The 23,137-nt window shown below is 54.7% G+C and carries 18 protein-coding genes and 1 tRNA gene; 16 read left to right on the forward strand and 3 right to left on the reverse strand.

Going from position 1 to position 23,137, the window contains the following annotated elements; genetic code table 11:
- Positions 1–64: 64 nt before the first annotated feature.
- The 7 genes from KIK84_RS12310 (at position 65) to dnaB (ending at position 5,284) form a co-directional block, all read left to right on the forward strand.
- Entirely contained in the window at positions 65–1,927 is a 1,863-nt protein-coding gene (locus KIK84_RS12310; RefSeq protein ID WP_214123400.1) for a SurA N-terminal domain-containing protein, read from the forward strand.
- 60 nt (positions 1,928–1,987) lie between these two features.
- Positions 1,988–2,063: transfer RNA gene (locus tag KIK84_RS12315), tRNA-His, on the forward strand.
- 95 nt (positions 2,064–2,158) lie between these two features.
- Positions 2,159–2,455: an H-NS histone family protein gene (locus KIK84_RS12320; protein WP_214123401.1), complete on the forward strand. Its 297-nt coding sequence runs from the start codon at positions 2,159–2,161 to the stop codon at positions 2,453–2,455.
- Between the two features lie 112 nt (positions 2,456–2,567).
- Positions 2,568–2,933 carry a 30S ribosomal protein S6 gene (gene rpsF, locus KIK84_RS12325; protein WP_214123402.1) on the forward strand — a complete coding sequence of 122 codons (366 nt, stop codon included), beginning with the start codon at positions 2,568–2,570 and terminating at the stop codon, positions 2,931–2,933.
- Between the two features lie 59 nt (positions 2,934–2,992).
- Complete coding sequence (gene rpsR / locus KIK84_RS12330) at positions 2,993–3,274, forward strand: 30S ribosomal protein S18 (RefSeq protein WP_214123403.1); 282 nt, start codon at positions 2,993–2,995, stop codon at positions 3,272–3,274.
- Positions 3,275–3,285: 11 nt separating this feature from the next.
- Positions 3,286–3,738 (forward strand): 50S ribosomal protein L9, encoded by a 453-nt coding sequence (gene rplI, locus KIK84_RS12335; protein WP_214123404.1) that lies wholly within the window; start codon positions 3,286–3,288, stop codon positions 3,736–3,738.
- A gap of 136 nt (positions 3,739–3,874) precedes the next feature.
- Complete coding sequence (gene dnaB / locus KIK84_RS12340; protein WP_214123405.1) at positions 3,875–5,284, forward strand: replicative DNA helicase; 1,410 nt, start codon at positions 3,875–3,877, stop codon at positions 5,282–5,284.
- A gap of 40 nt (positions 5,285–5,324) precedes the next feature.
- On the opposite strand, the gene KIK84_RS12345 is transcribed toward dnaB, so the two are convergent.
- The 3 genes from KIK84_RS12345 to KIK84_RS12355 form a co-directional block, all read right to left on the reverse strand.
- On the reverse strand, positions 5,325–6,974 hold the full coding sequence (locus tag KIK84_RS12345; RefSeq protein WP_214123406.1) for a PhoH family protein: 1,650 nt from the start codon (positions 6,972–6,974) through the stop codon (positions 5,325–5,327).
- Between the two features lie 100 nt (positions 6,975–7,074).
- On the reverse strand, positions 7,075–7,587 hold the full coding sequence (locus KIK84_RS12350) for a peroxiredoxin (protein ID WP_214123407.1): 513 nt from the start codon (positions 7,585–7,587) through the stop codon (positions 7,075–7,077).
- Between the two features lie 126 nt (positions 7,588–7,713).
- On the reverse strand, positions 7,714–8,082 hold the full coding sequence (locus KIK84_RS12355) for an Mth938-like domain-containing protein (RefSeq protein WP_214123408.1): 369 nt from the start codon (positions 8,080–8,082) through the stop codon (positions 7,714–7,716).
- A gap of 74 nt (positions 8,083–8,156) precedes the next feature.
- Between KIK84_RS12355 and KIK84_RS12360 the strand changes: the two genes are divergently transcribed.
- The 9 genes from KIK84_RS12360 (at position 8,157) to KIK84_RS12400 (ending at position 23,132) form a co-directional block, all read left to right on the forward strand.
- Entirely contained in the window at positions 8,157–9,383 is a 1,227-nt protein-coding gene (locus tag KIK84_RS12360; protein WP_214123409.1) for a pyridoxal phosphate-dependent aminotransferase, read from the forward strand.
- Between the two features lie 65 nt (positions 9,384–9,448).
- The gene (locus KIK84_RS12365) at positions 9,449–10,759 is read left to right on the forward strand and encodes a homoserine dehydrogenase (RefSeq protein ID WP_214123410.1); all 1,311 of its coding nucleotides are present in this window, start codon (positions 9,449–9,451) and stop codon (positions 10,757–10,759) included.
- Positions 10,759–12,210 (forward strand): threonine synthase, encoded by a 1,452-nt coding sequence (gene thrC, locus KIK84_RS12370; RefSeq protein ID WP_214123411.1) that lies wholly within the window; start codon positions 10,759–10,761, stop codon positions 12,208–12,210. Before KIK84_RS12365 ends, thrC begins: the two co-directional genes overlap by 1 nt.
- A 25-nt stretch (positions 12,211–12,235) precedes the next feature.
- Positions 12,236–13,513: a molybdopterin molybdotransferase MoeA gene (locus KIK84_RS12375; protein WP_214123412.1), complete on the forward strand. Its 1,278-nt coding sequence runs from the start codon at positions 12,236–12,238 to the stop codon at positions 13,511–13,513.
- 143 nt (positions 13,514–13,656) lie between these two features.
- On the forward strand, positions 13,657–15,555 hold the full coding sequence (locus KIK84_RS12380) for a type IV pili methyl-accepting chemotaxis transducer N-terminal domain-containing protein (RefSeq protein ID WP_214123413.1): 1,899 nt from the start codon (positions 13,657–13,659) through the stop codon (positions 15,553–15,555).
- Positions 15,556–15,566: 11 nt separating this feature from the next.
- Positions 15,567–16,238, forward strand: coding sequence for a response regulator (locus KIK84_RS12385; protein ID WP_214123414.1), 672 nt, complete (start codon positions 15,567–15,569; stop codon positions 16,236–16,238).
- A 160-nt stretch (positions 16,239–16,398) separates the two neighbouring features.
- The gene (locus KIK84_RS12390; RefSeq protein ID WP_214123415.1) at positions 16,399–17,679 is read left to right on the forward strand and encodes an MFS transporter; all 1,281 of its coding nucleotides are present in this window, start codon (positions 16,399–16,401) and stop codon (positions 17,677–17,679) included.
- 10 nt (positions 17,680–17,689) lie between these two features.
- Positions 17,690–19,321, forward strand: coding sequence for an MFS transporter (locus KIK84_RS12395; protein WP_214123416.1), 1,632 nt, complete (start codon positions 17,690–17,692; stop codon positions 19,319–19,321).
- Between the two features lie 28 nt (positions 19,322–19,349).
- Positions 19,350–23,132 (forward strand): nitrate reductase subunit alpha, encoded by a 3,783-nt coding sequence (locus KIK84_RS12400; RefSeq protein WP_214123417.1) that lies wholly within the window; start codon positions 19,350–19,352, stop codon positions 23,130–23,132.
- Positions 23,133–23,137 lie beyond the last annotated feature (5 nt).

The raw sequence follows: 23,137 nt of genomic DNA on the forward strand, positions 1-23,137 counted from the left end.
TTGCGTAAAACGAGGACTTAGAGAAATCTAAGTCCTCGTTTTTGTTTTTTAGCTTGGGGTTTTTATGTTCGACTTTGTTCGCCGCAATACCAAATTTTTTGCTGCGCCTTTATTTCTGCTGATCATTGTTGCATTTGTCATGGTTGGTGTAGATGGATATAAAGGATTTATTACCAAGGGTGCATCTGTTGCCACTGTAGATGGCAAGTCCATTACTCAGGAAGAATGGGACCAAGCGCATAAAAACGAAGTTGATCGCATACGCGCATCAGGTGTGAACGTTGACCCTAAGTTGCTTGAATCAGAAAAGGCCAAGCAAGCCACTTTAGACCAGTTGATTCAGGCTAAGTTGGTTCAGGCTTATATACAGCGCAACCATTTGGCGACGACAGATGCGCGTTTGGCTGGTGAGTTGCAAAAAATTCCTGTTATTGCAAGCTTGAAAAAAGCGGACGGTACTCTGGATTATGATAAATACAAACAATTGTTGGCAGCCCAAGGTCTAACGCCAACTGCATTTGAGGCTCAATTTCGAAATGAATTAACGGGGCGCCAAGTGTTTGCCGCTTTGGCCGCATCCGACTTTTTGGTTAAATCCAATGCCCAACTGGCATGGCAGGCCTATGGTCAGCAACGAGAAGTAGAGTTGCAATATTTCGATCCCAAGGACTACCTTTCCAAAGTGTCAGTTACTGATGCCGAGGCAAAAGCATACTTTGATGCCCATAATGAAAATTTCAAGTCAGAAGAAAAAGTGGATGTCGAATATTTGCTGCTAAGTGCTGATGCAATTGCTAAACAAGTGGTGATCTCTGATGCTGAACTGAAGGACTACTACGAGAAAAATGCCTCACAACTGGCAAGCAAAGAAGAGCGCAGAGCCAGTCATATTCTGATTGCAGCAGACAAAGACTTGCCAAGTGCTGAACGCGAGAAAGTAAAAGCGAAAGCGTTGGGAATTTTGAATCAAGTCAAAAGCAATACATCCTCGTTTGCAAAGCTAGCAAAGCAGTATTCGGATGATCCTGGCTCTGCAAGCAAGGGGGGCGATTTGGATTTCTTTGCGCGTGGTGCTATGGTGAAGTCATTCGAGGACGCTGTATTTTCGATGGAAAAAGGAAAAATCAGCGATTTGATTGCGACTGACTATGGGTTCCACATTATTCAATTAACCGATATCAAAAAGCCATCCGTACCTAGTTTGGAGTCAATGCGTGCCAAATTAGAGAAAGAGCTGCGCAGCGCACTTGCTCAGAAGAAATTTGCAGAAATGGCCGAAATCTTGGCATCGTCTGTCTATGAAGAGCCTGATAGCTATGTTGGTGCAGCCAAGAAGCTTGCTATTAATCCTGTCCGAGTAAGTGGTTTGGTTAATCTGGCTGGATCAACTCAAGATGCTGTAGCTGGCAACCAGAAGGTTCGAGATTGGATCTTTGGCAATGCAGCTACCGTCAAAACCAATTCGGAACCTATTGATCTGTCACCAACGCAAATTGTTTCAGTGCGAGTACTGGCGCATTCACCCTCTGTGCCACTGGATTACTCCCAAGCCAAATCTGAAGTATATAAATTGCTAGCAAATCAAAAGGCATCTGTATTGGCACGTGATGCAGCAAATGCAAAAGCAATTTTCTTGGGGCAGAAGGATGACCGTATTGGATCGACTGTCACTGTTTCTCGTGCAAGCAAAGACCTTCCAGAAGTGGTTAAGGATGCTGTGATGCGTGTTTCAACGGCGAAGTTGCCAGCCATCCAAAAAGTAGATTTACCCCAAGGAGGCGGAGCTGTCGTGGTTGTGCGCAAGATTTTGGAGGCGCCCAGTAATGCTGGCGGTAGCAATCGAGTAGCACAAGCACGTTTAGCCGCAGAAGGAGATGCTTTCTACCAAAGCTTGAAGACCGAATTCAAGGTCAGTACGAAAAAATAGCAGTGAAGCAAGGCTGCTTTCTCTTTATTGCTTGAAAAAAGTGTATAATTTGAGTCTTCGGTGGCTGTAGCTCAGTTGGTAGAGTCCAGGATTGTGATTCCTGTTGTCGTGGGTTCGAGTCCCATCAGCCACCCCAGTTGCTAAAAGCCCGCTCTAAGCGGGCTTTTTTATTGGTATTTATTGGAAATACTCGATAGAATATAGTTTCTTTTTTAACCCGAGGTCGAATATATGCCTTCTCTAAAAGAACTAATTGAGCAAAAAACGGCTCTTGAGCAGCAAATAGAAATAGCCCGTAAGCAAGAACTCTCGTCTGCTATTTCTCAAGTAAAAGCACTGGTTGCGGAATATCAACTGACTCCAGAGGATATTTTTTCTACTGCTCGAGCTAAGACAACTGGGGTTGCAAAAGGATCAAAAGTGGCACCTAAGTATCGTGATCCAATGACCGGTGCGACATGGACCGGGCGTGGCATTGCGCCAAAATGGTTGGCAGGAAAAAACAAGGAAGAATTCCTGATCAAGTGACGTACGCTGCCTATCGCGTCGCTTAAACCAAGCTATAATGCTAGATTGCCTTGCCGCCCTGCTGACGCTAGGGTGGCTTTCTTACCCGTAGGGGAAATCCTAAAGGAGTGTTATGCGTCATTACGAAATCATCTTGATGATCCATCCGGATCAGAGCGAACAGGTTCCTGCTATGCTGGAGCGCTACAAGGGCGCCATTACAGCTGGTGGTGGCAAAATTCATCGCGTGGAAGATTGGGGCCGTCGTCAAATGGCCTACTTGATCAATAAGCTAGCAAAAGCCCATTATTTGTGTCTGAATATTGAAGCCAGCCAAGCTGTCATGGAAGAATTGGAGCATGCCTTCCGCTTCAATGATGCAGTTTTGCGTCACTTGACGGTGCTGAAGAAAAAAGCAGAAACAGGTTCTTCATTGATGATGAAGGCTGTTGAGCGCGAAGATGCGCGCAAGGCTCAGCAAGCTGAGTATCAAGCTTAAGTTGAATAATATATATGCAGTCTGTGTGCTGCATAAACCTAGTGAAATAGGAGCCCATGATGGCTGGTCCCAAACGTTTCAATAAAGACAAGCGCCCCAAGCGCAATACCCAATCCCTGTTGTTCAAGCGCAAGCGTTTCTGCCGCTTCACTGTGGCTGGTGTTGAAGAAATTGACTACAAAGACGTCGATACATTGCGTGATTTCATTGCTGAAAACGGCAAAATCATCCCTGCTCGTTTGACAGGTACCCGCGCTATTTATCAACGCCAATTGAACACTGCTATCAAGCGTGCTCGTTTCTTGGCTTTGTTGCCTTACTCTGACCAGCACAAGATTTAAGGATAAAAACCATGCAAATCATTCTGCTGGAAAAAGTAGTCAACCTAGGTAACCTAGGTGATGTGGTGAAGGTCAAGGACGGCTACGCTCGCAATTTCTTGATTCCTTCTGGTCGTGCACGCCGTGCTACGGAAGCCGCTAAAGCTGAATTCGAAGCCAAGCGTGCTGAGTTGGAAAAAGCGGCAGCTGAAAAATTGGCTCAAGCGCAAACCCAAGGTGAGAAGTTGGCTGGCAAGACCATCAAACTGAGCCAAAAGGCTGGTGTAGATGGTCGTTTGTTTGGCTCTGTCACCAACTACGATATTGCTGAAGAATTGGCAAAAACTGGTTTTGCTGTTGCCAAAGCACAAGTGCGTATGCCCAATGGCCCTATCAAGGTCATTGGTGACAGTACAGTGAGTGTCGCACTGCACACGGATGTTGTAGTGGATATCACCGTTTCTGTTTACGGCGAAGCTGACTAAGCAGATTTTCTGCTTGCTCGAAAGCCGCTGCTTTGCAGCGGCTTTTTTATTGCGCATTGTGTATTGCGTTTGCATGGTTAGGAGTTGCCTCGCTCAACTGTAGAAGAGGTAGCATGTGCGACTAAGGAATTGACATATGGCGACAGAAGAATCTTCATCCAGAATCACAATAGAAGCTGATCCACAAATAGCGCGTTTGCGTGTACCACCTCACTCCATCGAAGCAGAATCCAGCGTGCTAGGGGGGTTGCTGTTGGACAACCAAGCATGGGATCGCGTTGCTGATCTGCTGCTGGATGCAGACTTTTATCGCTTTGAACACAAGCTGATCTTTGGCGCGATCGCCAACCTGATCAATGCCAATAAGCCTGCAGATGTCATCACGGTTTATGAGTTCTTGCAGGTACAAGGCAAAGCGGAAGATATAGGTGGTGTGGCATACCTCAATGCCTTGGCACAGTATGTACCTAGTGCTGGAAATATCCGTCGCTATGCAGAAATCGTGCGCGATCGGTCGGTATTGCGCAAACTGGTATCGGCCAGCGAAGAAATTGCGACCAATGCATTCAATCCTCAGGGAAAAGTAGTCTCTGAGCTGCTGGATGAAGCAGAACAAAAAATATTCAATATTGCAGAGCAGGGTAAGCGTAATCGCCAAGGTTTTCAGTCAATGGATTCCTTGGTCGTGAATTTGCTGGATCGCGTTCAGGAGATGGCAGATAACCCGAATGACGTCACGGGGGTACCAACTGGTTTTTATGACTTTGACCGCATGACGGCGGGTTTGCAGCCAGGTGATTTGATCGTGTTAGCAGCCCGCCCTTCCATGGGGAAAACGGCTTTGGCTATTAACATTGCCGAGCATGTCGCTTTGAATGAGGGATTGCCCGTTGCCGTTTTCTCGATGGAAATGGGGGCTGCACAGCTAGCGGTTCGTATCGTGGGGTCGATTGGACGCATTGACCAAGGGCATTTACGAACAGGCAAACTCAGCGATGAAGAATGGCCTCGATTGACAGATGCGATTGAACGCTTGCGCACAATCTCTCTCCATATTGATGAAACGGCAGGTTTAAGTTCCTCCGAGTTGCGTGCCAACGCTCGCCGACTGGCCCGCCAATGTGGCAAGCTGGGTTTGATTGTTGTTGACTATTTGCAGTTGATGAGTGGTAGTGGTGGTGACGGTGAAAACCGAGCGACCGAGTTGGGTGAAATTTCCCGTGGCCTGAAAATGCTTGCTCGTGAATTGCAATGTCCTCTTATTGCACTATCGCAGCTGAACCGAAGTGTGGAGCAGCGGCCCGATAAACGTCCGATGATGAGTGATTTGCGAGAGTCTGGCGCTATTGAACAGGATGCGGACATCATCATGTTCATTTACCGTGATGAGTACTACACCAAAGATCAATGCAAAGAGCCGGGTGTTGCTGAAGTGATCATAGCCAAGCAGCGTAACGGCCCAACCGGAACAGTGAAGCTTGCCTATCTGAACAAATTCACCAAATTTGAAAACTTGGCACGAGGATATGGTGAAGGCGATTACTGATAACGCCTTCACCACACTCTAAGCAGATAGAGTAGAGCGTTTAGAGGACTTCACTTGCAAAGTCAGCCAAACGCGAACGCTCGCCACGGGCCAAGGTAATGTGCCCACTGTGTGGCCACCCTTTGAAGCGATCTACGGCATAGGTCAAGCCAGAAGATCCTTCTGTAAGGTAGGGTGTATCAATCTGTGCCAAATTGCCCATGCAAATGATCTTGGTACCCGGGCCTGCACGAGTGATGAGCGTTTTCATTTGTTTGGGTGTCAAGTTCTGTGCTTCATCAATGATGACGTACTTGTTCAAGAAAGTGCGACCACGCATGAAATTCATGCTTTTGATTTTGATCCGGCTTCGAATCAAATCATTGGTAGCTGCTCGCCCCCATTCGCCAGCCCCTGTGTCATTCTTGGCCAGCACCTCTAAGTTGTCGTCTAGGGCGCCCATCCACGGGCCCATCTTCTCTTCTTCAGTACCGGGAAGGAAGCCTATGTCTTCCCCAACACTGACGGTTGCTCGGGTAACGATAATTTCTGTGTAGCGGCGGTCATCCAGTACTTGCGTCAAGCCGGCAGCCAATGCCATCAAAGTCTTGCCCGTACCTGCTGTACCAGTCAGTGTGACAAAGTCCACTTCAGGATCTGTGAGCAAATTCATCGCGAAGTTTTGTTCGCGGTTGCGTGTATTGATGCCCCAGACAGCGTTTTTGAGATGGCTGAAATCTTTCAGTGTTTTCAAAATGGCCGTTTTTCCACGAATCTCGGTAACCCGTGCGTAGAGACTGGGTTCAGATGGGGCTTCAAAATAGACAAACTGGTTGATCAGCAGTTGCGGTACCAGTGGTCCCTCAATTTTGTAAAAGGTGTGGGGGCCTTGCTGCCAGCTCTCGATGTGCTTGCCATGGGTAGACCAAAAATTGGCGGGCAATGCCAATGCCCCAGAGTAGAGCAAGTCCCCATCATCGAGGGCCTTGTCGTTTTGGTAGTCTTCTGCGGCCAAACCGAGTGCACGTGCCTTGACGCGCATGTTGATGTCTTTGGACACCAGCACCACTTCACGGGGAGCATGAATTTGTCGCAGTGCTTCTACCACGCCCAGAATTTGGTTGTCGGCTTTGCCTTGGGGAAGGCTGAGCGGTAGCTTGTAGTCCAGTGCTTGGGTTTGAAACAGTAGTCGCCCTTGGGCATCTTTGTTGCCGGTGCTGCTCAGGTCAAAGCCCAAAGTCATGTCTGCGCCTGGCGCAGCGGCTAGGGCATCCAGCATGCGACTGGTTTGACGGCCGTTACGAGCTACCTCGGTCATGCCCTTTTTATGACCATCCAGCTCTTCTAGCACGATCATGGGCAAGAAAATGTCGTGCTCTTCAAAGCGGAACAAAGACATCGGGTCATGCAAGAGCACATTGGTGTCAAGCACGAACAATTTTTTCGGTCCTGTTGTCTTTTTGCGTGTGACAGGTGCCGTTGCTGCTCGTTTTCGTGCGTTGCTTGGGGTACTGGTTGGCACGTTGTTGCTAAGCACAACTTCAGCAAGTGGTTTTTGCGGGGGGGCTACTACTGCGGGGGGCGCTAGTTCCTGTAGGGTCGACGCTGGTTTTTTGCGACTGACTTTCTTGGTAGCAGGTGCTGCTTGGTTTTCAAAAGCCGAGGCTTGCAGGCGGTCGGCGCGCTTGGAAGGTGCAGATGGCAATGGCATGCGAACCATTATGCACGACTCATACCCCGGTCAAGACAACATGCAAAAAGACAAAAAAATAGCGCCTAAAAAGGCGCTATGGCTTGCATCAGTGTGGTGCCTAAGCTGCTGCTGCGTCTGTAGCAGGTGCGGGGATTGCGATACCTTTTTTCACTGCTTTCACTGCTTTGAGCACTTCTTCCACGTGGCCTGGAACCTTCAGTCCGCGCCATTCTGCTTTGACAATGCCATCAGGGCCGATGAGGAAAGTGCTGCGTTCAATGCCTTTGACTTTTTTGCCGTACATGATTTTGTTTTTCACGACGCCAAACATGTGGCACATCTTCTCTTCGGTGTCGGCAATTAACTCAAAAGGCAATTCGAGTTTGGTTTTGAAATCTTCATGCGATTTCATGTTGTCGCGTGACACGCCAAACACCACTGCACCAGCCTTGGTGAAGTCTTTGTATTTGTCGCGGAATTGCATTGCTTCAGTCGTGCAGCCAGGGGTGTTGTCTTTGGGGTAGAAATACAGCACCACGGTTTGACCGAGATGCGATACGTTGCTGACCTTGATGCCACCAGTGGCGTTGGCTTCAAATTCTGGGAGTGGTTTGTTAACAACAATCGCCATAGGAATATTTTGTAGGTGAGGCAACAGCCCGCAATATGCTGTAGCTGTTTTGCAGCGCGTCCCTGTGACAGAAAGGGGCGGTCACCGCAACCCAGTATTTTACCCGAAATAGGCTATGCCGTTTGGCTATAACGGTAGAAGTGCTGCAATCACTTTGCGGCCCTCCGCCATGAGGAAGTTGTAACTGCGGCATGCAGCCCCTGTATCCATGCATTCCAAGCCCACGCGTTTTTGTCCGAGCTTGGCCATCCAAGGTGCAGGAACCCAGCGCAGTTGCTGGCCTGTCCCAAGAATGATGATTTCCGCTCCCATATTGCCCAGTGCTTCCATGTGGTGCAAATCAAGGTCAGAAAACTGCTGCACATCCCATGCTTGGACGCCGTATTGGCTGCTCACCAGCAGGCCGCCACTGTGCTTTTGGCCACTCACGCCAATCCATCCTGGCCCGTAAGCTTGTATCGAGGGGCCTTGCAGTGTGTCAGGAATCAGTTTCATGGCGGGAGATGGGGGAAAAGTTTGTGGTCAAATTATAGGTTTCCCCCTTAACCCTTACTGCTATCGGAGTTGCCTTGAAAACGATTCAGAAATCCGCCAAATTGGCCAATGTCTTGTACGACGTTCGTGGGCCTATCGTGGATGCGGCGAAGAAGATGGAAGAGGAGGGACAAAAGATCATCAAGCTCAATATCGGCAATCTGGCGCCGTTTGGCTTTGATGCCCCAGAGGAAATCCAGCAAGACATGATCCGCAATCTGCCCAACTCGGCAGGTTATTCCGATAGCAAAGGTATATTTTCCGCCCGTAAGGCAGTGATGCACTACACCCAGCAGCAAGGCATCGCTGGCGTCACGTTGGAAGACATTTATTTGGGTAATGGTGCGAGCGAATTGATCGTGATGGCGTGCAATGCCTTGCTCGACAACGGTGACGAATTACTGGTACCTGCCCCCGATTACCCTTTGTGGACAGCCGCTACCAGCTTATCGGGTGGAACGCCTGTGCACTACCAGTGCGAAGAAGACAACAACTGGCAACCCAATTTGGCCGACATCCGTGCCAAAGTGACGTCACGTACCAAGGGCATCGTCGTCATCAACCCGAATAACCCCACGGGTGTGCTTTACAGCGATGCGGTGCTCAAAGGTATTTTGCAAATTGCCCGTGAATTCGGTTTGGTGGTGTTGGCTGACGAGGTGTACGACAAAGTGCTGTACGACGGTGTGCAGCACACGGCTATGGGTAGTTTGTCTACGGACGTGCTGACATTGACTTTCAACTCCCTCTCCAAAGCCTATCGCTCCTGTGGTTACCGTGCAGGCTGGATGGTGCTCTCAGGTCCCAAGCACATAGCCAAAGACTTTATTGAGGGCTTGACCATGCTGGCCAACCTCAAGCTGGGCTCCAACGTGCCGGGCCAATACGCCATCCAAACTGCGTTGGGCGGTTACCAAAGCATCCAAGACTTGGTCAAGGAAGGCGGTCGCCTGCGTCGCCAGCGCGATGTGGCCTATGAACTCATCACATCCATACCGGGGGTTAGCTGCGTCAAGCCACAAGCGGCGCTGTACATGTTCCCTAGGCTCGATCCCAAGGTCTACCCGATTGAGGATGATCGTGAATTCTTCTTGGAAGTGCTGCGCGAAACGCGCGTCATGCTGGTGCAAGGAACGGGTTTTAACTGGTCCGCTCCAGACCACTTCCGCATTGTGTTTTTGCCGCATGAGGACGATTTGCGTGAAGCGATTGGGCGTATTGCCCGCTTCCTGGAGTCGTACCGCAAGCGCCACGCGACATGATTTTGATTGCTATAGTTTTGATAGCGTAACCAGCCCATCCGACGGGCTCTAGAGACTGAAAACGTATGAAATCGATACAAATTGGCCTGATTGGCTTGGGCACCGTGGGTAGCGGTGTATTCCACGTATTGCAGCGCAACCAAGAGGAAATTCGCCGTCGCGCTGGCCGTGGCATTGAGGTGACGATGGTGTCGCGCCGCAATGTGGAGCAAGCCCGTGCCATTGTGGGCGACAAAGCCCAAGTGGTGGCCGATGCCCGTGCCATCATTGCCAACCCCGATATCGACATCGTGGTCGAGTTGATGGGGGGCTACGAGCTCTCGCGCGAACTGGTGCTCGAAGCCATTGCCGCAGGCAAACACGTGGTGACGGCCAACAAAGCCTTGCTGGCGGTGCACGGTACCGAAATTTTCGCCGCTGCATCGGCCAAGGGGGTGATGGTGGCTTTCGAGGCTGCAGTGGCCGGTGGTATTCCCATCATCAAGTCGCTGCGCGAAGGCCTCACGGCCAACCGCCTGCAATGGGTGGCAGGCATCATCAATGGCACGACCAACTTCATCCTGTCCGAGATGCGTGACAAGGGCTTGGACTTTGAGGTGGTGCTCCAAGAAGCCCAGCGTTTGGGCTATGCCGAAGCCGATCCAACCTTTGACATTGAAGGGATTGATGCTGCGCACAAGCTCACGCTCATGAGTGCGATTGCATTCGGCATTCCCGTGCAGTTCGACAAGGCCTATGTGGAAGGGATCACTAAGTTGGCAGCGGCGGATATCCAGTACGCCGAGCAACTGGGCTACCGCATCAAGCTGCTGGGCGTGACCAAACGCACCGCACATGGTGTGGAACTGCGCGTGCACCCGACGCTCATCCCATCCAAGCGCTTGATTGCCAACGTAGAAGGCGCCATGAACGCCGTCATGGCCCATGGCGATGCGGTCGGCACTACGCTGTACTACGGCAAGGGCGCTGGCAGCGAGCCCACCGCCAGTGCGGTGATCGCCGATTTGGTGGACATCACCCGTTTGCACACGGCAGACCCCGCGCACCGCGTGCCGCACTTGGCTTTCCAGCCCGATGCGATGAGCAACCTGCCTGTGCTGCCCATGAGCGAGGTCGTCACCAGCTACTACCTGCGCCTGCGCGTAGCCGACCAAACCGGCGTGTTGGCCAAAGTCACGGGTCTGTTGGCCGAGTCGGGCATCAACATCGACGCCGTGCTGCAGCGCGCCAGCGGCGATGAATCGGGTCAGACCGACCTCATCATCCTGACCCATGATTGCCAAGAGGCCAAGATGAACACGGCCCAAGCCCAGATGCAAAACCTGCCCACTGTGTTGGCCCCTATCGTTCGTATCCGCAAAGAGGAATTGGCCTGATGTTGTACCTCTCCACCCGTGGTCACCCAGACCGTAAGCGCTTTTGTGAAATCCTGCTCGAAGGCTTGGCGCCCGATGGCGGCTTGTACATGCCCGAGCACTATCCGCAAGTCAGCGATGCCACCTTGGCGCGCTGGCGCGAGGTGTATCTGCAGCAGGGCTATGCGGACTTGGCCTTTGAGATTTTGTCGCTCTACATCGACGACATTCCGGCCGATGATCTGCGCGCCCTGTGCCGCAAGACCTACACCGCCGAGGTGTTTGGCACTGGCGAAATCGTCCCCGTGCGCCACTTGGACGATCCATCGGCCCGCTCTGGCTTGGAGCCGGTACTGATTGAGGCACTGTCCAATGGCCCCACACTGGCCTTCAAAGACATGGCCATGCAGCTCTTGGGCAATTTGTTCGAGTACGAGCTGGCCCGCCGTGGCGAGACGCTCAACATCTTGGGTGCCACCAGTGGCGACACCGGCAGTGCAGCTGAATACGCCATGCGCGGAAAGCAGGGCGTGCGCGTCTTCATGACCAGCCCCAACGGTCGCATGAGCCCGTTCCAGCAGGCCCAAATGTTCAGCCTGATGGATGAGAACATCCACAACATCGCCATCGACGGCGTGTTCGACGACTGCCAAGACATCGTCAAGGCCGTGAGCAACGATTTGGAATTCAAGCGCCAGTACCGCATCGGCACGGTCAACAGCATCAACTGGGCGCGTTTGCTGGCCCAAGTGGTGTACTACTTTGCGGGCTACATCCAAGCCACGCAAACCAATAGCCAGAAGGTCAGCTTCGCCGTGCCCAGCGGCAACTTCGGCAACGTCTGCGCTGGTCACGTGGCCCGCATGATGGGCCTGCCCATTGCCAAGTTGGTGGTGGCGACCAATGAGAACGATGTGCTGGATGAATTCTTCCGCACCGGTGTGTACCGTGTGCGCGGCAGTGCCGATACCTTCGAGACCTCTAGCCCCTCCATGGACATCAGCAAGGCCAGCAATTTCGAGCGCTTTGTGTTCGACCTGCTGGGCCGTGATGCCGCTCGTGTGGCCGATTTGTTTGGCCCGCAGTTGGCCAAAGCAGGGCGCTTTGACTTGAGCGGCGATGCCCACTTTGCCGATGCCGCCAGCCGCTACGGTTTTGTCAGTGGCAAGAGCACGCACGCAGACCGCTTGGCCACCATCCGCACCACCTGGGAGCAGCATGGCATGGTGATCGACACCCACACCGCCGATGGCCTGAAGGTGGCGCTGGAGCACCGTGAACCCGGCGTTCCCATGATCGTGCTGGAGACTGCCCTGCCCATCAAGTTTGCCGCCACTATTGAAGAGGCCATTGGCCGCCAGCCTGAACGCCCAGCCAAGTTCAACGGCATTGAAGCCTTGCCCAAGCGGGTGCAGGTCATGCCGGCCGATGTGGCCCAGGTCAAGGCGCTGATAGCCCGCGTGTGCGCTTGACGGACGGAAAGAGGTAACCTGCACCATGCGCGCTTTGCTTCCCCTTGATGACGTGTTGCAGCGCTTGCACGACATGGTGCAGCCACTAGGGCGCGTGCAGACGCTGCCCACATTGCAAGCCGATGGTCGTGTATTGGCTGAGGATGTGGTGTCACCCTTGCAGGTGCCGGGCTTTGACAACAGCGCCATGGATGGTTATGCCTTGCGCATGGCCGATGTGGCCTTGGCCAGCGGCCCGGCGTCTGTCGGCCTGCCGGTATTGCAGCGCGTACCAGCCGGTAGCCAGCCCCAATCTTTGCAGCCGGGGTCGGCTGCGCGTATTTTCACTGGAGCGGCCATCCCCCCCGGTGCCGATGTGGTGGTGATGCAAGAGCATTGCACGCTAGAGGAGCGCGCCGATCAGCCCAGCTTGTTGCGCTTGCCCGAAGCAGGCAGCCCTTCGGCTGCGCGATTGGGCAACAACATCCGCCGTGCGGGGGAAGATGTGGCACACAACGCCGTGGTGCTGTCGGCTGGCCAGCGCCTTACGCCTGCTGCGTTGGGTTTGGCTGCCAGCGTGGGGCGTGCCAGTTTGCAGGTGGCCGCACGCCCAAGGGTGGCCTTGTTCACCACAGGGGATGAGCTCATCATGCCCGGAGCAGTGGCTCCACACGATTTGCCAGCCGGTGCCATCTACAACTCCAACCGCTTTGTGTTGCACAGCCTGCTGCAGCGCTTGGGTTGTGAGGTGACCGATTTGGGCATAGTCCCCGACACGCTGGCTGCCACCCAAGACGCCTTGCGCGCTGCCGTGGCCGGGCACGATCTGGTGTTGACCAGTGGCGGCGTGTCGGTGGGGGAGGAAGACCACTTGCGCGCTGCGGTGCTGTCCATGGGCACTGTCGATGTATGGCAGATCGCTATCAAACCTGGTAAGCCCTTTGCGTTTGGTCGCTTGCAGCATGCCGGTCAGCAGGCGTGGTTTGCCGGTTTGCCCGGCAACCCGGTGGCCAGTTTGGTGACCTGTTTGCTGCTGGTTCGCCCGCTGCTGCTGCGCTTGCAAGGTTCTATGGAGTCTGCGCTCGATGCTACAAAATTTATAGCTGCTCCAGCCCATTTCATGCGCTCTACAGCCGATAAACGCCGTGAATTTTTGCGTGTGCGCCGCAGTGCCGAAGGTGGTTTGGAGCTGTTTCCCAGCCAAAGCTCGGGCGTGCTCACCTCGACCGTGTGGGGAGATGGTTTGGTGGATGTGCCTGCCGGTCAGACCGTTGAGCATGGCCAACTGGTGCCCTACCTCAGCTTTGCCAGTTTGTGGGCATAAACCCAGTGCAGGCCGTGCTTGGGAGCGCGGCATGCACGGCTGTTGTTTGACTTAAGTCAATCCATTTGTTGGTGGGCCCGCCGAACTGTGCTGGGCTGCGTCACAGTGCGGGTTCTCGATTTTTTGCCCGCATTGAACACCCCATGACGCTGTTGTCCAGCACCTCTCTTTCCAGCAAGCTGATTCGCATTGGGGTCACCTTGTTGCTGTTGGCCTTGACGTCCATAGGCTTGACCTCGTGGGTCACGTGGCAACTGGAGGGTGGCGCTGCCGCCGTCAACGAGGCCGGGCGTATGCGCATGCGCAGTTGGCGCATGGCCAGTGAAATGCAGGCAGGACTGGATCAAGCACTGCGCATGCAGCGTATCCAAGAGATGGATCGTACTTTGCAAACCTTGGAGCAGGGCGATCCTGCCCGTCCGCTTTTTGTGCCCTGGGATGAGAGTGTGCGCGCACGTTTTGCGGCGGTGCAGTTGCTGTGGCAAGCGCAAAGGCCTGAGTGGGTGGGCCAGATGCCGGTGGGACAAGGTCAGCAACAACCGGTGTTGGAGTCAGCCGATGCTTTGGTAGCCGCTATCGATGGACTGGTGGGCGCCATTGAGCAGCATTTGGCCAAGCTGACAGCGGTGCTCAATTTGTTCCAGTTCATCATGATGGCCTTGGCCATTTTTGCCGCTGTGGTGATGCTCTACACCGGCTATCTGTACGTCATCAATCCCTTGGTGCAATTGCAAAAAGGCTTGGGTTTGGTGGAAAAAGGGGACTTTCGTGCGCGCATCGAAGTGGATAGCCAAGACGAATTCGCCTTGGTAGCCCAAGGCTTTAATGGCATGGCGGCGCGATTGCAAGACATGGTCGATGGTTTGGAGGCCCAAGTGCTTGCCAAAACCCAGCGTATTGAGGCGCAGCGCGCTCGCATTGAAACCCTCTATGGCTTTAGCGATTTTTTGGCTGGGGTGAACTCTATCGAAGAGATGTCCCAAGGTTTCTCCCAGCGCTTGCGCCAAGTCATGGGGGCCGATGCCGTCACAGTGCGCTGGTCTGATGAAGCCAACCAGCGGTTTGTGATGTTGGCTTCAGACTGTTTTCCGCAAGAAATGCAAGACCATGAGCACAGCCTGTTGGCAGGTGCCTGTGCTTGTGGCACGCCTGATACCCGTACTCGGGTGATTCCCATCCACAGCTTGGACAGTGCACCCCAGCGTGCGTGTGCCAAAGTGGGTTACGAAACCATGGTCAGCGTGCCCGTGCGTTTGCAGCAGCGCTTGCTGGGTGAGGTGAATCTGTTTTTTCGCCAATCCATGGTGCTGTCCAGCGAAGAAACCGAGCTACTGGACGCCTTGGCAAGCCACTTGGCCAGTGCGCTGGAGGGTTTGCGTGCATCGGCACTGGAGCGAGAGGCCGCCGTCAGCGAAGAGCGGGCTTTGCTGGCGCGTGAACTGCACGACTCGATTGCCCAGTCCTTGGCTTTCCTGAAAATTCAGGTTCAACTACTGCGCCATGCTACCCAGCAAGCACCGCAGCCACAGGTGCAAAGCGTGATCGATGAGCTCGATGCGGGCTTGAAAGAAAGCATCAACGATGTGCGTGAACTCTTGGTGCACTTTCGCACCCGCACCAATACCGATGACATTGAAGCCGCGCTGCAAGAGACCCTGCAAAAATTCCGCCACCAAACCAATTTGGCAGTGGAGTTGGTAGTCACGGGAGCCGGTTTGCCTTTGCCATCGGATGTGCAAATTCAGGTGCTGCATGTGGTGCAAGAAGCGCTCTCTAACGTGCGCAAGCATGCGCAAGCCAGTGCCGTTACCTTGCGCATTGAAAAGGGGCGCAGCTGGACTTTCAGTGTGCAAGACAATGGCACAGGCTATGCGCCTGCGCAGACGATCAGCACCCAGCATGTGGGGCAACACATCATGCATGAGCGGGCGCAGTCCATTGGCGCACACGTGCAGATCTACTCCACCCCAGGTCAAGGCACTTGCGTGCAACTGCAATTGCCAGAACATCCCGTGACCAGCGCTGCTGCTGCACTCAAGTAACCTGCTTTTTTATGTCTCATCCCATCCAGCTGTTATTGATCGACGATCACAACTTGTTTCGCCGCGGTTTGGTGGCTTTGCTCAAACAAGATGGCCGCTTTGATGTGGTGGCTGAGGCTCCCGATTTGGGGCAAGCCTTGCGCATGGCAGGGACGGTGCAGCCCGATCTCATTTTGCTGGACAACCATTTGCCCGGTGTGCGCGGTGTTGATGGGATTGAGCCACTCAAGCAAGCCTTTGCCAAAGCCCGCATCCTGATGCTGACGGTCAGTGAAAACGAAGAAGACTTGGCCGCAGCCATGCAAGCCGGGGCCGATGGCTATTTGCTCAAAACGGTGGAGTCCGACCAACTGTGCCAGGCCATCGTGCGCACTTTGGCGGGCGAGCCTGTCATCAGTCCCGAGATGATGACCAAATTTGTAGCCGCTTTTCGTACCAAACCAGCAGCGCCTCTCGCTAGCGCTGCTGTCGTGCACGAGAGCATGCTGCATGAAGGCTTGTCGGCCCGTGAGCGGGAGATATTGCTGCTACTGGCGCGTGGCGACAGCAACAAACTTATTGCGCGCGAGCTGGATATCGCGGAAACCACGGTCAAGGTGCACGTGCAGGCGATCTTGCGCAAGCTGCAACTGGGCTCGCGTGTGCAGGCAGCAGTATACGCTGCAGCGCAGGGCTTGCTTTGACGCAGCGCAAAAAGAATCCCAACAGCACCCTTACTACTCCTTTGGAACTAGGCCCGCCTCGGCGGGCCTAGTTCTTTTGCATAGGGGGTTCCCATCCCAACGGTGGATGGGCAGCGGAGCCTGAAAAACGGACAGTCATGTCATCTCTAGGAGAAGAAAGATGACCTCTGAATTAAGCAATGCAAGAAAGGCGTGGTCGGTCCTGATCGTCAGCACACTGGCATTCACCGTGTGTTTCATGGTTTGGATGATGTTTGGCGTGATCGGTATTCCGATCAAGAAAATGCTCAACCTCAATGCCACCGAATTCGGTTTGTTGACCGCTATTCCGGTGCTTACCGGTTCATTGATTCGTGTGCCGCTGGGCATTTGGACAGACCGTTTTGGTGGGCGCATCGTGATGGCCGTGCTGATGGCGGTGACCGTGCCCGCCATTTGGCTCATGGCCTACGCCACAGAGTATTGGCACTTCATCGTGATTGGCCTGTTTGTGGGCCTAGCGGGTGGTTCCTTTTCGGTGGGAACACCTTATGTAGCCCGTTGGTTTCCTAGGAGCCAACAGGGAACGGCCATGGGCATTTATGGCGCTGGCAACTCTGGCTCTGCTGTCAACAAGTTTGTCGCACCGGTGATCTTGGTGGCCTTTGGTTGGAGCATGGTGCCACAGGTGTACGCCGCCATCATGCTGGGTACTTTGGTGCTGTTTTGGATGTTTAGCCACAGCAATCCCCAGCACTTGGTGCCCAACACAGTGAGTCTGTCGCAGCAACTCAAGTCGCTCAAAGATCCCCGTGTCGTCAAGTATTGCCAGTACTACAGCATCGTCTTTGGTGGCTATGTGGCGCTGGCATTGTGGATGGTGCAGTACTACGTGGGCGAGTACGGGCTGGACATTCGGGTGGCCGCTTTGCTGGCGGCATGTTTTTCCTTGCCTGGTGGCGTGCTGCGTGCCGTGGGCGGTGTGCTGTCGGACAAATACGGTGCCCACAAAGTGACTTGGTGGGTGCTGTGGGTGAGCTGGATTTGCCTTTTCCTTCTGTCCTATCCCCAAACCGACTTCACCGTCACCACCGTCAATGGCAGCAGTAGCTTCCACATCGGTCTCAATGTGTATGTCTTCACTGGGCTGATGTTCGTCTTGGGTACTGCCTTTGCCTTCGGTAAGGCCAGCGTCTTCAAGTACATCAGTGACGACTACAACCACAACATCGGCGCTATCAGCGGCATTGTGGGCTTGGCCGGTGGCATGGGTGGTTTTGTTTTGCCGATCCTGTTTGGCGCCCTGATGGACCTGACAGGTGTGCGCTCCAGCGCTTTCATGCTGATGTACGGCGTCGTCTGGGTGTCTCTGATTTGGATGTACTGGACTGAGGTACGCCAGGTGGACCCCATGGGGGCGGCCACTGCCAACACCGCCGCCAATCCAGCCCTGCAGCACTAGGAGCTAATTCATGAGCAAGCAAGTAAGCAATCACTCAGTCGATATCGCTGACTGGCAACCCGAAGATGCCCGTTACTGGGAGAGCGCGGGCAAGAAAGTGGCCTATCGCAATCTGTGGATATCCATCCCTGCGCTCCTGTGTGGCTTTGCCATCTGGGGCATGTGGGGAATCATCACGGTGCAGATGCTCAATTTGGGTTTCCCCTTCACCCAAGCCGAACTCTTTACCCTGACAGCTATTGCTGGCATATCGGGGGCCACCATGCGCATACCGGCCTCGTTCCTGATCCGCATGGCAGGGGGCCGCAACACCATTTTCTTGACCACCGCCATGCTGCTGGCCCCCGCATTGGGCACAGGCTTGGCCTTGCAGCACCCTGAGTGGCCGCTGTGGGTATTCCAACTCATGGCCTTGTGGTCTGGCGTGGGCGGCGGCAATTTCGCCAGCTCCATGTCCAACATCAGCACCTTCTTTCCCAAGCGATTGCAAGGCACCGCATTGGGTTTGAACGCCGGTTTGGGCAACTTTGGGGTGACCACCATGCAAATCGTCATCCCCTTGGTCATGACCGTGGGGCTGTTTGGTGTACTCGGTGGCGATGCCAAGGTCTTGGTCAAGGACAGTGGTTGGATCTTCGGCAAGATTGCAGCAGGCACTCCCACTTACATCCAAAACGCAGGGTTTGCATGGTTGCTGTCCTTGGTCCCCCTGGCTGCTTTGTGCTGGTGGGGCATGAACAACCTCAAGAGCGTATCGCCTGCCACAGGCCACCCCGTGTTGGCGTTTGCCAAGATCACCTATCTCTATTCGCTGGCTTTCTTGCCCTCGATTGGCATGCTCTACCTCTACCTGCCAGCACCTAGTGGTTTGGGGGTGCTCAATATGTGGGTGGCGATTCCCTTGGATATCGTGGCCTCACTGCTCATGATGCGCGTGGCCGCATTCGGTGCCATGAAGGAGAACGTGCAAAAGCAGTTTGCCATTTTCTCTAACAAGCACACATGGAGCCTGACAGCGCTGTATGTGGTGACCTTTGGCAGTTTTATCGGCTTTTCCATGGCCTTGCCCCTGGCTATTACGGTGATTTTTGGGGTGCAACACATCGTTGATGTGCAAGGCGTACTGCAACACACCCTGAAGAACCCTAACGCCCCATCGGCTCTGACGTACGCATGGATTGGCCCCTTTGTGGGAGCTGCCGTGCGCCCAGTGGGTGGTTGGATCTCTGACAAGTTGGGCGGCTCCATCGTGACCCAAGTGATCTCGGTGGTGATGGTGGCAGCTTCGGTGGCCGTGGGTTATGTCATGCAACAGGCCTACCACTCTGCAACTCCCGAGCAGTACTTCCCCTTGTTCATGGGCTTGTTCATTGTGTTGTTCGCCGCCAGCGGCGTGGGCAATGGCTCCACCTTCCGCACCATCGGGGTCATTTATGACCGCTCACAAGCAGGCCCTGTACTGGGCTGGACATCGGCAGTTGCCGCTTACGGCGCCTTCATCGCTCCGGTGCTGATCGGCGAGCAGATCAAGGCGGGAACACCCCAATACGCCTTCTACGGATTCGCAGGGTTTTACGCCCTGTGCTTGGTGCTGAACTGGTGGTTCTACCTGCGGGCAGGCGCCGAGATCAAGAACCCCTGAATACCTCGTTTCATACGGAGACCATACGATGAGTCACTTTCTCGACCGCTTGAGCCACTTCTCGGCTCCTACAGAGGGCTTTTCCGGCTCACACGGTTTGACCACCGGTGAAGACCGTACCTGGGAAGATGCCTATCGCAACCGCTGGGCCCACGACAAAATCGTGCGCAGCACCCATGGTGTGAACTGCACGGGTTCTTGCTCGTGGAAGATTTATGTCAAAGGTGGCATCGTCACTTGGGAAACCCAGCAAACCGATTACCCGCGTACCCGGGCCGATTTGCCCAACCACGAACCCCGTGGTTGCGCCCGCGGTGCCAGCTACAGTTGGTACTTGTACAGCGCCAACCGCGTGAAATACCCCATGATCCGCGCCCGCTTGCTCAAGCACTGGCGTGCGGCCTTGGCTGTCTCCAAAAGCCCGGTTGATGCCTGGGCCAGCATCGTGGAGAACCCACAGGCGCGTGCCGAGTGGCAAAAGCAGCGCGGTCTGGGCGGCTTTGTGCGCAGTACTTGGGAAGAGATTAACCAATTGGTGGCCAGTGCCAACGTGTACACGGCCAAGCAATACGGGCCTGACCGCATCATCGGTTTTTCGCCCATTCCCGCCATGAGCATGGTCAGCTACGCCGCAGGCAGTCGCTACCTTAGCCTCATTGGTGGCGTGTGCATGAGCTTTTACGACTGGTACTGCGACTTGCCTCCGGCCAGTCCGCAAATTTGGGGCGAACAAACCGATGTGCCCGAGAGTGCCGATTGGTACAACAGCACCTTTCTGATTGCTTGGGGCTCCAACGTGCCCCAGACCCGTACACCCGACGCCCACTTCTTCACCGAAGTGCGCTACAAGGGGGCTAAGACGGTGGCTATCACGCCCGACTATGCCGAGATCAGCAAGCTGGCTGACTTGTGGATGCATCCCAAGCAAGGCACCGATGCTGCGGTGGCCATGGCCATGGGACACGTCATCCTCAAGGAGTTTTATTTCGACAAGCGCTCGGCCTACTTTGATAACTACGTGCGCCGTTACACCGACATGCCCAATTTGGTGCAGTTGGAAGAGCGCACCTTGCCCGATGGCCGCCAAGTGCTGGTGCCGGGCCGCTACCTGCGTGCCGATGACTTCAACGGCAAGCTGGGGCAAGACAACAACCCCGAGTGGAAGACCGTTGCCATCGATCAAGACGACAAGATCGTGCTGCCCAACGGCTCTATTGGTTTCCGCTGGGGCGCAGAAGGCCGTGCTGACCAAGGCAAGTGGAACTTAGAAGACAAAGAAGCACGCGATGGCGAACGGGTGCAGCTCAAGCTCAGCCTGATGGAGGGGCAAGGCAGCCAATACGACGTGGGTGCAGTGGCTTTCCCGTATTTCGGCGGGGTGGATACGCCCCATTTCACCGCCAACAAGCAAGACGATGTGCTGGTGCGCCAAGTGCCAGTGCGTCGCATCAAACTGGGTAAAGAAGGGCAAGAGCGCTACGCCGTGGTTGCTACCGTGTTTGACCTGACCGTGGCCAACTATGGCGTGGCCCGGGGGTTGGCCGGTGAAAACGCTGCCAGCAGCTTTGACGACGACACCCCTTACACCCCGGCTTGGCAAGAAAAAATCACCGGCGTCAAGCGTGAGCAAGTGATTGCCGTGGCGCGCCAGTTTGCCGACAACGCTGACAAGACCCATGGCAAGAGCATGGTCATCATCGGCGCGGCGATGAACCACTGGTACCACTGCGACATGAACTACCGCGGCATCATCAACATGCTGATGATGTGCGGCTGCATAGGCCAAAGCGGTGGTGGCTGGGCCCACTATGTGGGACAGGAAAAGCTGAGGCCCCAAACTGGCTGGACTGCACTGGCATTTGCCTTGGACTGGGTGCGCCCACCACGCCAGCAAAACAGCACCAGTTTCTTTTATGCCCACACCGATCAGTGGCGCTATGAAAAGTTGGGTGTGGAGGAAATCCTCTCGCCACTGGCCGACAAGCAGCGCTTTGGCGGCAGCTTGATCGACTACAACGTGCGCGCTGAACGCATGGGCTGGTTGCCCAGTGCCCCGCAGCTACAAACCCACCCCATGCAGGTGGTCAAAGACGCCCAAGCCAAAGGCATGGATACCAAGGACTACGTGGTGCAGTCGCTCAAGAACGGCGATTTGCGCATGAGCTGCGAGGATCCAGACCATCCAGCCAACTGGCCGCGCAACATGTTCGTGTGGCGCTCCAACATACTGGGTTCCAGCGGCAAGGGGCACGAATACTTCCTTAAGCACTTGCTGGGCACTACCCACGGGGTGCAGGGCAAGGATTTGGGTGCTGATGAGGCCAAACCGACCGAAGTGCAATGGCATGACAAAGCGCCCGAAGGCAAGCTCGATTTGTTGGTGACGCTGGACTTTCGCATGAGCACCACCTGTCTGTATTCGGACATCGTGTTGCCAACCGCCACTTGGTACGAGAAGAACGACCTCAACACCAGTGACATGCACCCCTTTATCCACCCACTCTCTACTGCCGTGGATCCGGCGTGGCAGAGCAAGAGTGACTGGGAAATCTACAAAGGCTTTGCCAAGGCCTTTAGTGAGGTGTGTGTAGGCCACTTGGGCGTAGAGAAAGAGGTGGTGCTAAGCCCACTGATGCACGACACCCCGGCTGAACTGGCCCAACCCTATGGGGTGGCCGAGTGGAAAAAGGGCGAATGCGACCTCATCCCCGGCAAGACCGCGCCGCAAGTGCAGGTGGTGGAGCGCGACTATCCCAATACCTACGCCCGTTTCACGGCGTTGGGCCCATTGATGGACAAAATTGGCAACGGTGGCAAAGGCATTGCCTGGAATACCCAAACCGAGGTTGGTCAACTCAAAGCGCTCAATGGACAAGTGCACACCGAGGGTGTGGCCAAGGGGATGGCCAAGATTGAGACCGATATCGACGCTTGCGAAGTGGTGCTGCAGCTCGCTCCTGAGACCAATGGTCATGTGGCCGTCAAAGCCTGGGAAGCGTTGAGCAAGCAAACCGGGCGTGACCACAGCCATTTGGCCTTGCACCGCGAGGACGAAAAAATCCGCTTCCGCGATATCCAAGCCCAGCCGCGCAAGATTATTTCTTCGCCCACTTGGTCTGGGCTGGAGTCGGAGAAGGTGTCTTACAACGCGGGCTATACCAACGTGCACGAGTTGATTCCATGGCGCACGCTCACTGGTCGCCAGCAGTTCTATCTGGATCACCCTTGGATGGCGGCCTTCGGCGAAGGTTTCTCCAGCTACCGACCACCAGTCGATTTGAAGACCGTGGGCGATGTGATGGATCGCAAGCCCAATGGGCACAAGGAGATTTCGCTCAATTTCATCACCCCGCACCAGAAGTGGGGTATCCACAGCACGTACAGCGACAACTTGCACATGCTCACGCTCAACCGGGGCGGCCCGGTGATTTGGCTCAGTGAGGACGATGCCAAAAGTGCAGGCATTGTGGACAACGACTGGGTTGAATTGTTCAACACCAACGGTGCTATTGCCGCCCGTGCGGTGGTGAGCCAGCGGGTCAACCCCGGCATGGTGATGATGTACCACGCCCAAGAAAAAATCATCAACACCCCGGGGGCAGAGATCACCGGCACACGCGGCGGTATCCACAACTCAGTGACCCGCATCGTGACCAAGCCCACCCACATGATCGGCGGCTACGCGCAGTTCAGCTACGGCTTTAACTACTACGGAACCATAGGCACCAACCGCGACGAGTTCGTGGTGGTACGCAAGATGCGCAAAGTCGATTGGCTCGATGGTGAAGGCACCAACAGCATTCAGTCCTGATACGC

Source organism: Curvibacter sp. CHRR-16 (assembly GCF_018474005.1).
GTDB lineage: Bacteria > Pseudomonadota > Gammaproteobacteria > Burkholderiales > Burkholderiaceae_C > Allorhodoferax.

What these genes read in the sequence shown, in the direction of transcription:
- dnaB (WP_214123405.1), top strand. Translation starts at nt 3,875, where the DNA reads ATGGCGACAGAAGAATCTTCATCCAGAATCACAATAGAAGCTGATCCA.
- KIK84_RS12310 (WP_214123400.1), top strand. Translation starts at nt 65, where the DNA reads ATGTTCGACTTTGTTCGCCGCAATACCAAATTTTTTGCTGCGCCTTTA.
- KIK84_RS12390 (WP_214123415.1), top strand. Translation starts at nt 16,399, where the DNA reads ATGACCTCTGAATTAAGCAATGCAAGAAAGGCGTGGTCGGTCCTGATC.
- KIK84_RS12355 (WP_214123408.1), bottom strand. Translation starts at nt 8,082, where the DNA reads ATGAAACTGATTCCTGACACACTGCAAGGCCCCTCGATACAAGCTTAC.
- KIK84_RS12375 (WP_214123412.1), top strand. Translation starts at nt 12,236, where the DNA reads ATGCGCGCTTTGCTTCCCCTTGATGACGTGTTGCAGCGCTTGCACGAC.
- rpsR (WP_214123403.1), top strand. Translation starts at nt 2,993, where the DNA reads ATGGCTGGTCCCAAACGTTTCAATAAAGACAAGCGCCCCAAGCGCAAT.
- KIK84_RS12345 (WP_214123406.1), bottom strand. Translation starts at nt 6,974, where the DNA reads ATGCCATTGCCATCTGCACCTTCCAAGCGCGCCGACCGCCTGCAAGCC.
- KIK84_RS12320 (WP_214123401.1), top strand. Translation starts at nt 2,159, where the DNA reads ATGCCTTCTCTAAAAGAACTAATTGAGCAAAAAACGGCTCTTGAGCAG.
- KIK84_RS12365 (WP_214123410.1), top strand. Translation starts at nt 9,449, where the DNA reads ATGAAATCGATACAAATTGGCCTGATTGGCTTGGGCACCGTGGGTAGC.
- KIK84_RS12395 (WP_214123416.1), top strand. Translation starts at nt 17,690, where the DNA reads ATGAGCAAGCAAGTAAGCAATCACTCAGTCGATATCGCTGACTGGCAA.
- KIK84_RS12380 (WP_214123413.1), top strand. Translation starts at nt 13,657, where the DNA reads ATGACGCTGTTGTCCAGCACCTCTCTTTCCAGCAAGCTGATTCGCATT.
- thrC (WP_214123411.1), top strand. Translation starts at nt 10,759, where the DNA reads ATGTTGTACCTCTCCACCCGTGGTCACCCAGACCGTAAGCGCTTTTGT.
- rplI (WP_214123404.1), top strand. Translation starts at nt 3,286, where the DNA reads ATGCAAATCATTCTGCTGGAAAAAGTAGTCAACCTAGGTAACCTAGGT.
- KIK84_RS12385 (WP_214123414.1), top strand. Translation starts at nt 15,567, where the DNA reads ATGTCTCATCCCATCCAGCTGTTATTGATCGACGATCACAACTTGTTT.
- KIK84_RS12400 (WP_214123417.1), top strand. Translation starts at nt 19,350, where the DNA reads ATGAGTCACTTTCTCGACCGCTTGAGCCACTTCTCGGCTCCTACAGAG.
- KIK84_RS12350 (WP_214123407.1), bottom strand. Translation starts at nt 7,587, where the DNA reads ATGGCGATTGTTGTTAACAAACCACTCCCAGAATTTGAAGCCAACGCC.
- rpsF (WP_214123402.1), top strand. Translation starts at nt 2,568, where the DNA reads ATGCGTCATTACGAAATCATCTTGATGATCCATCCGGATCAGAGCGAA.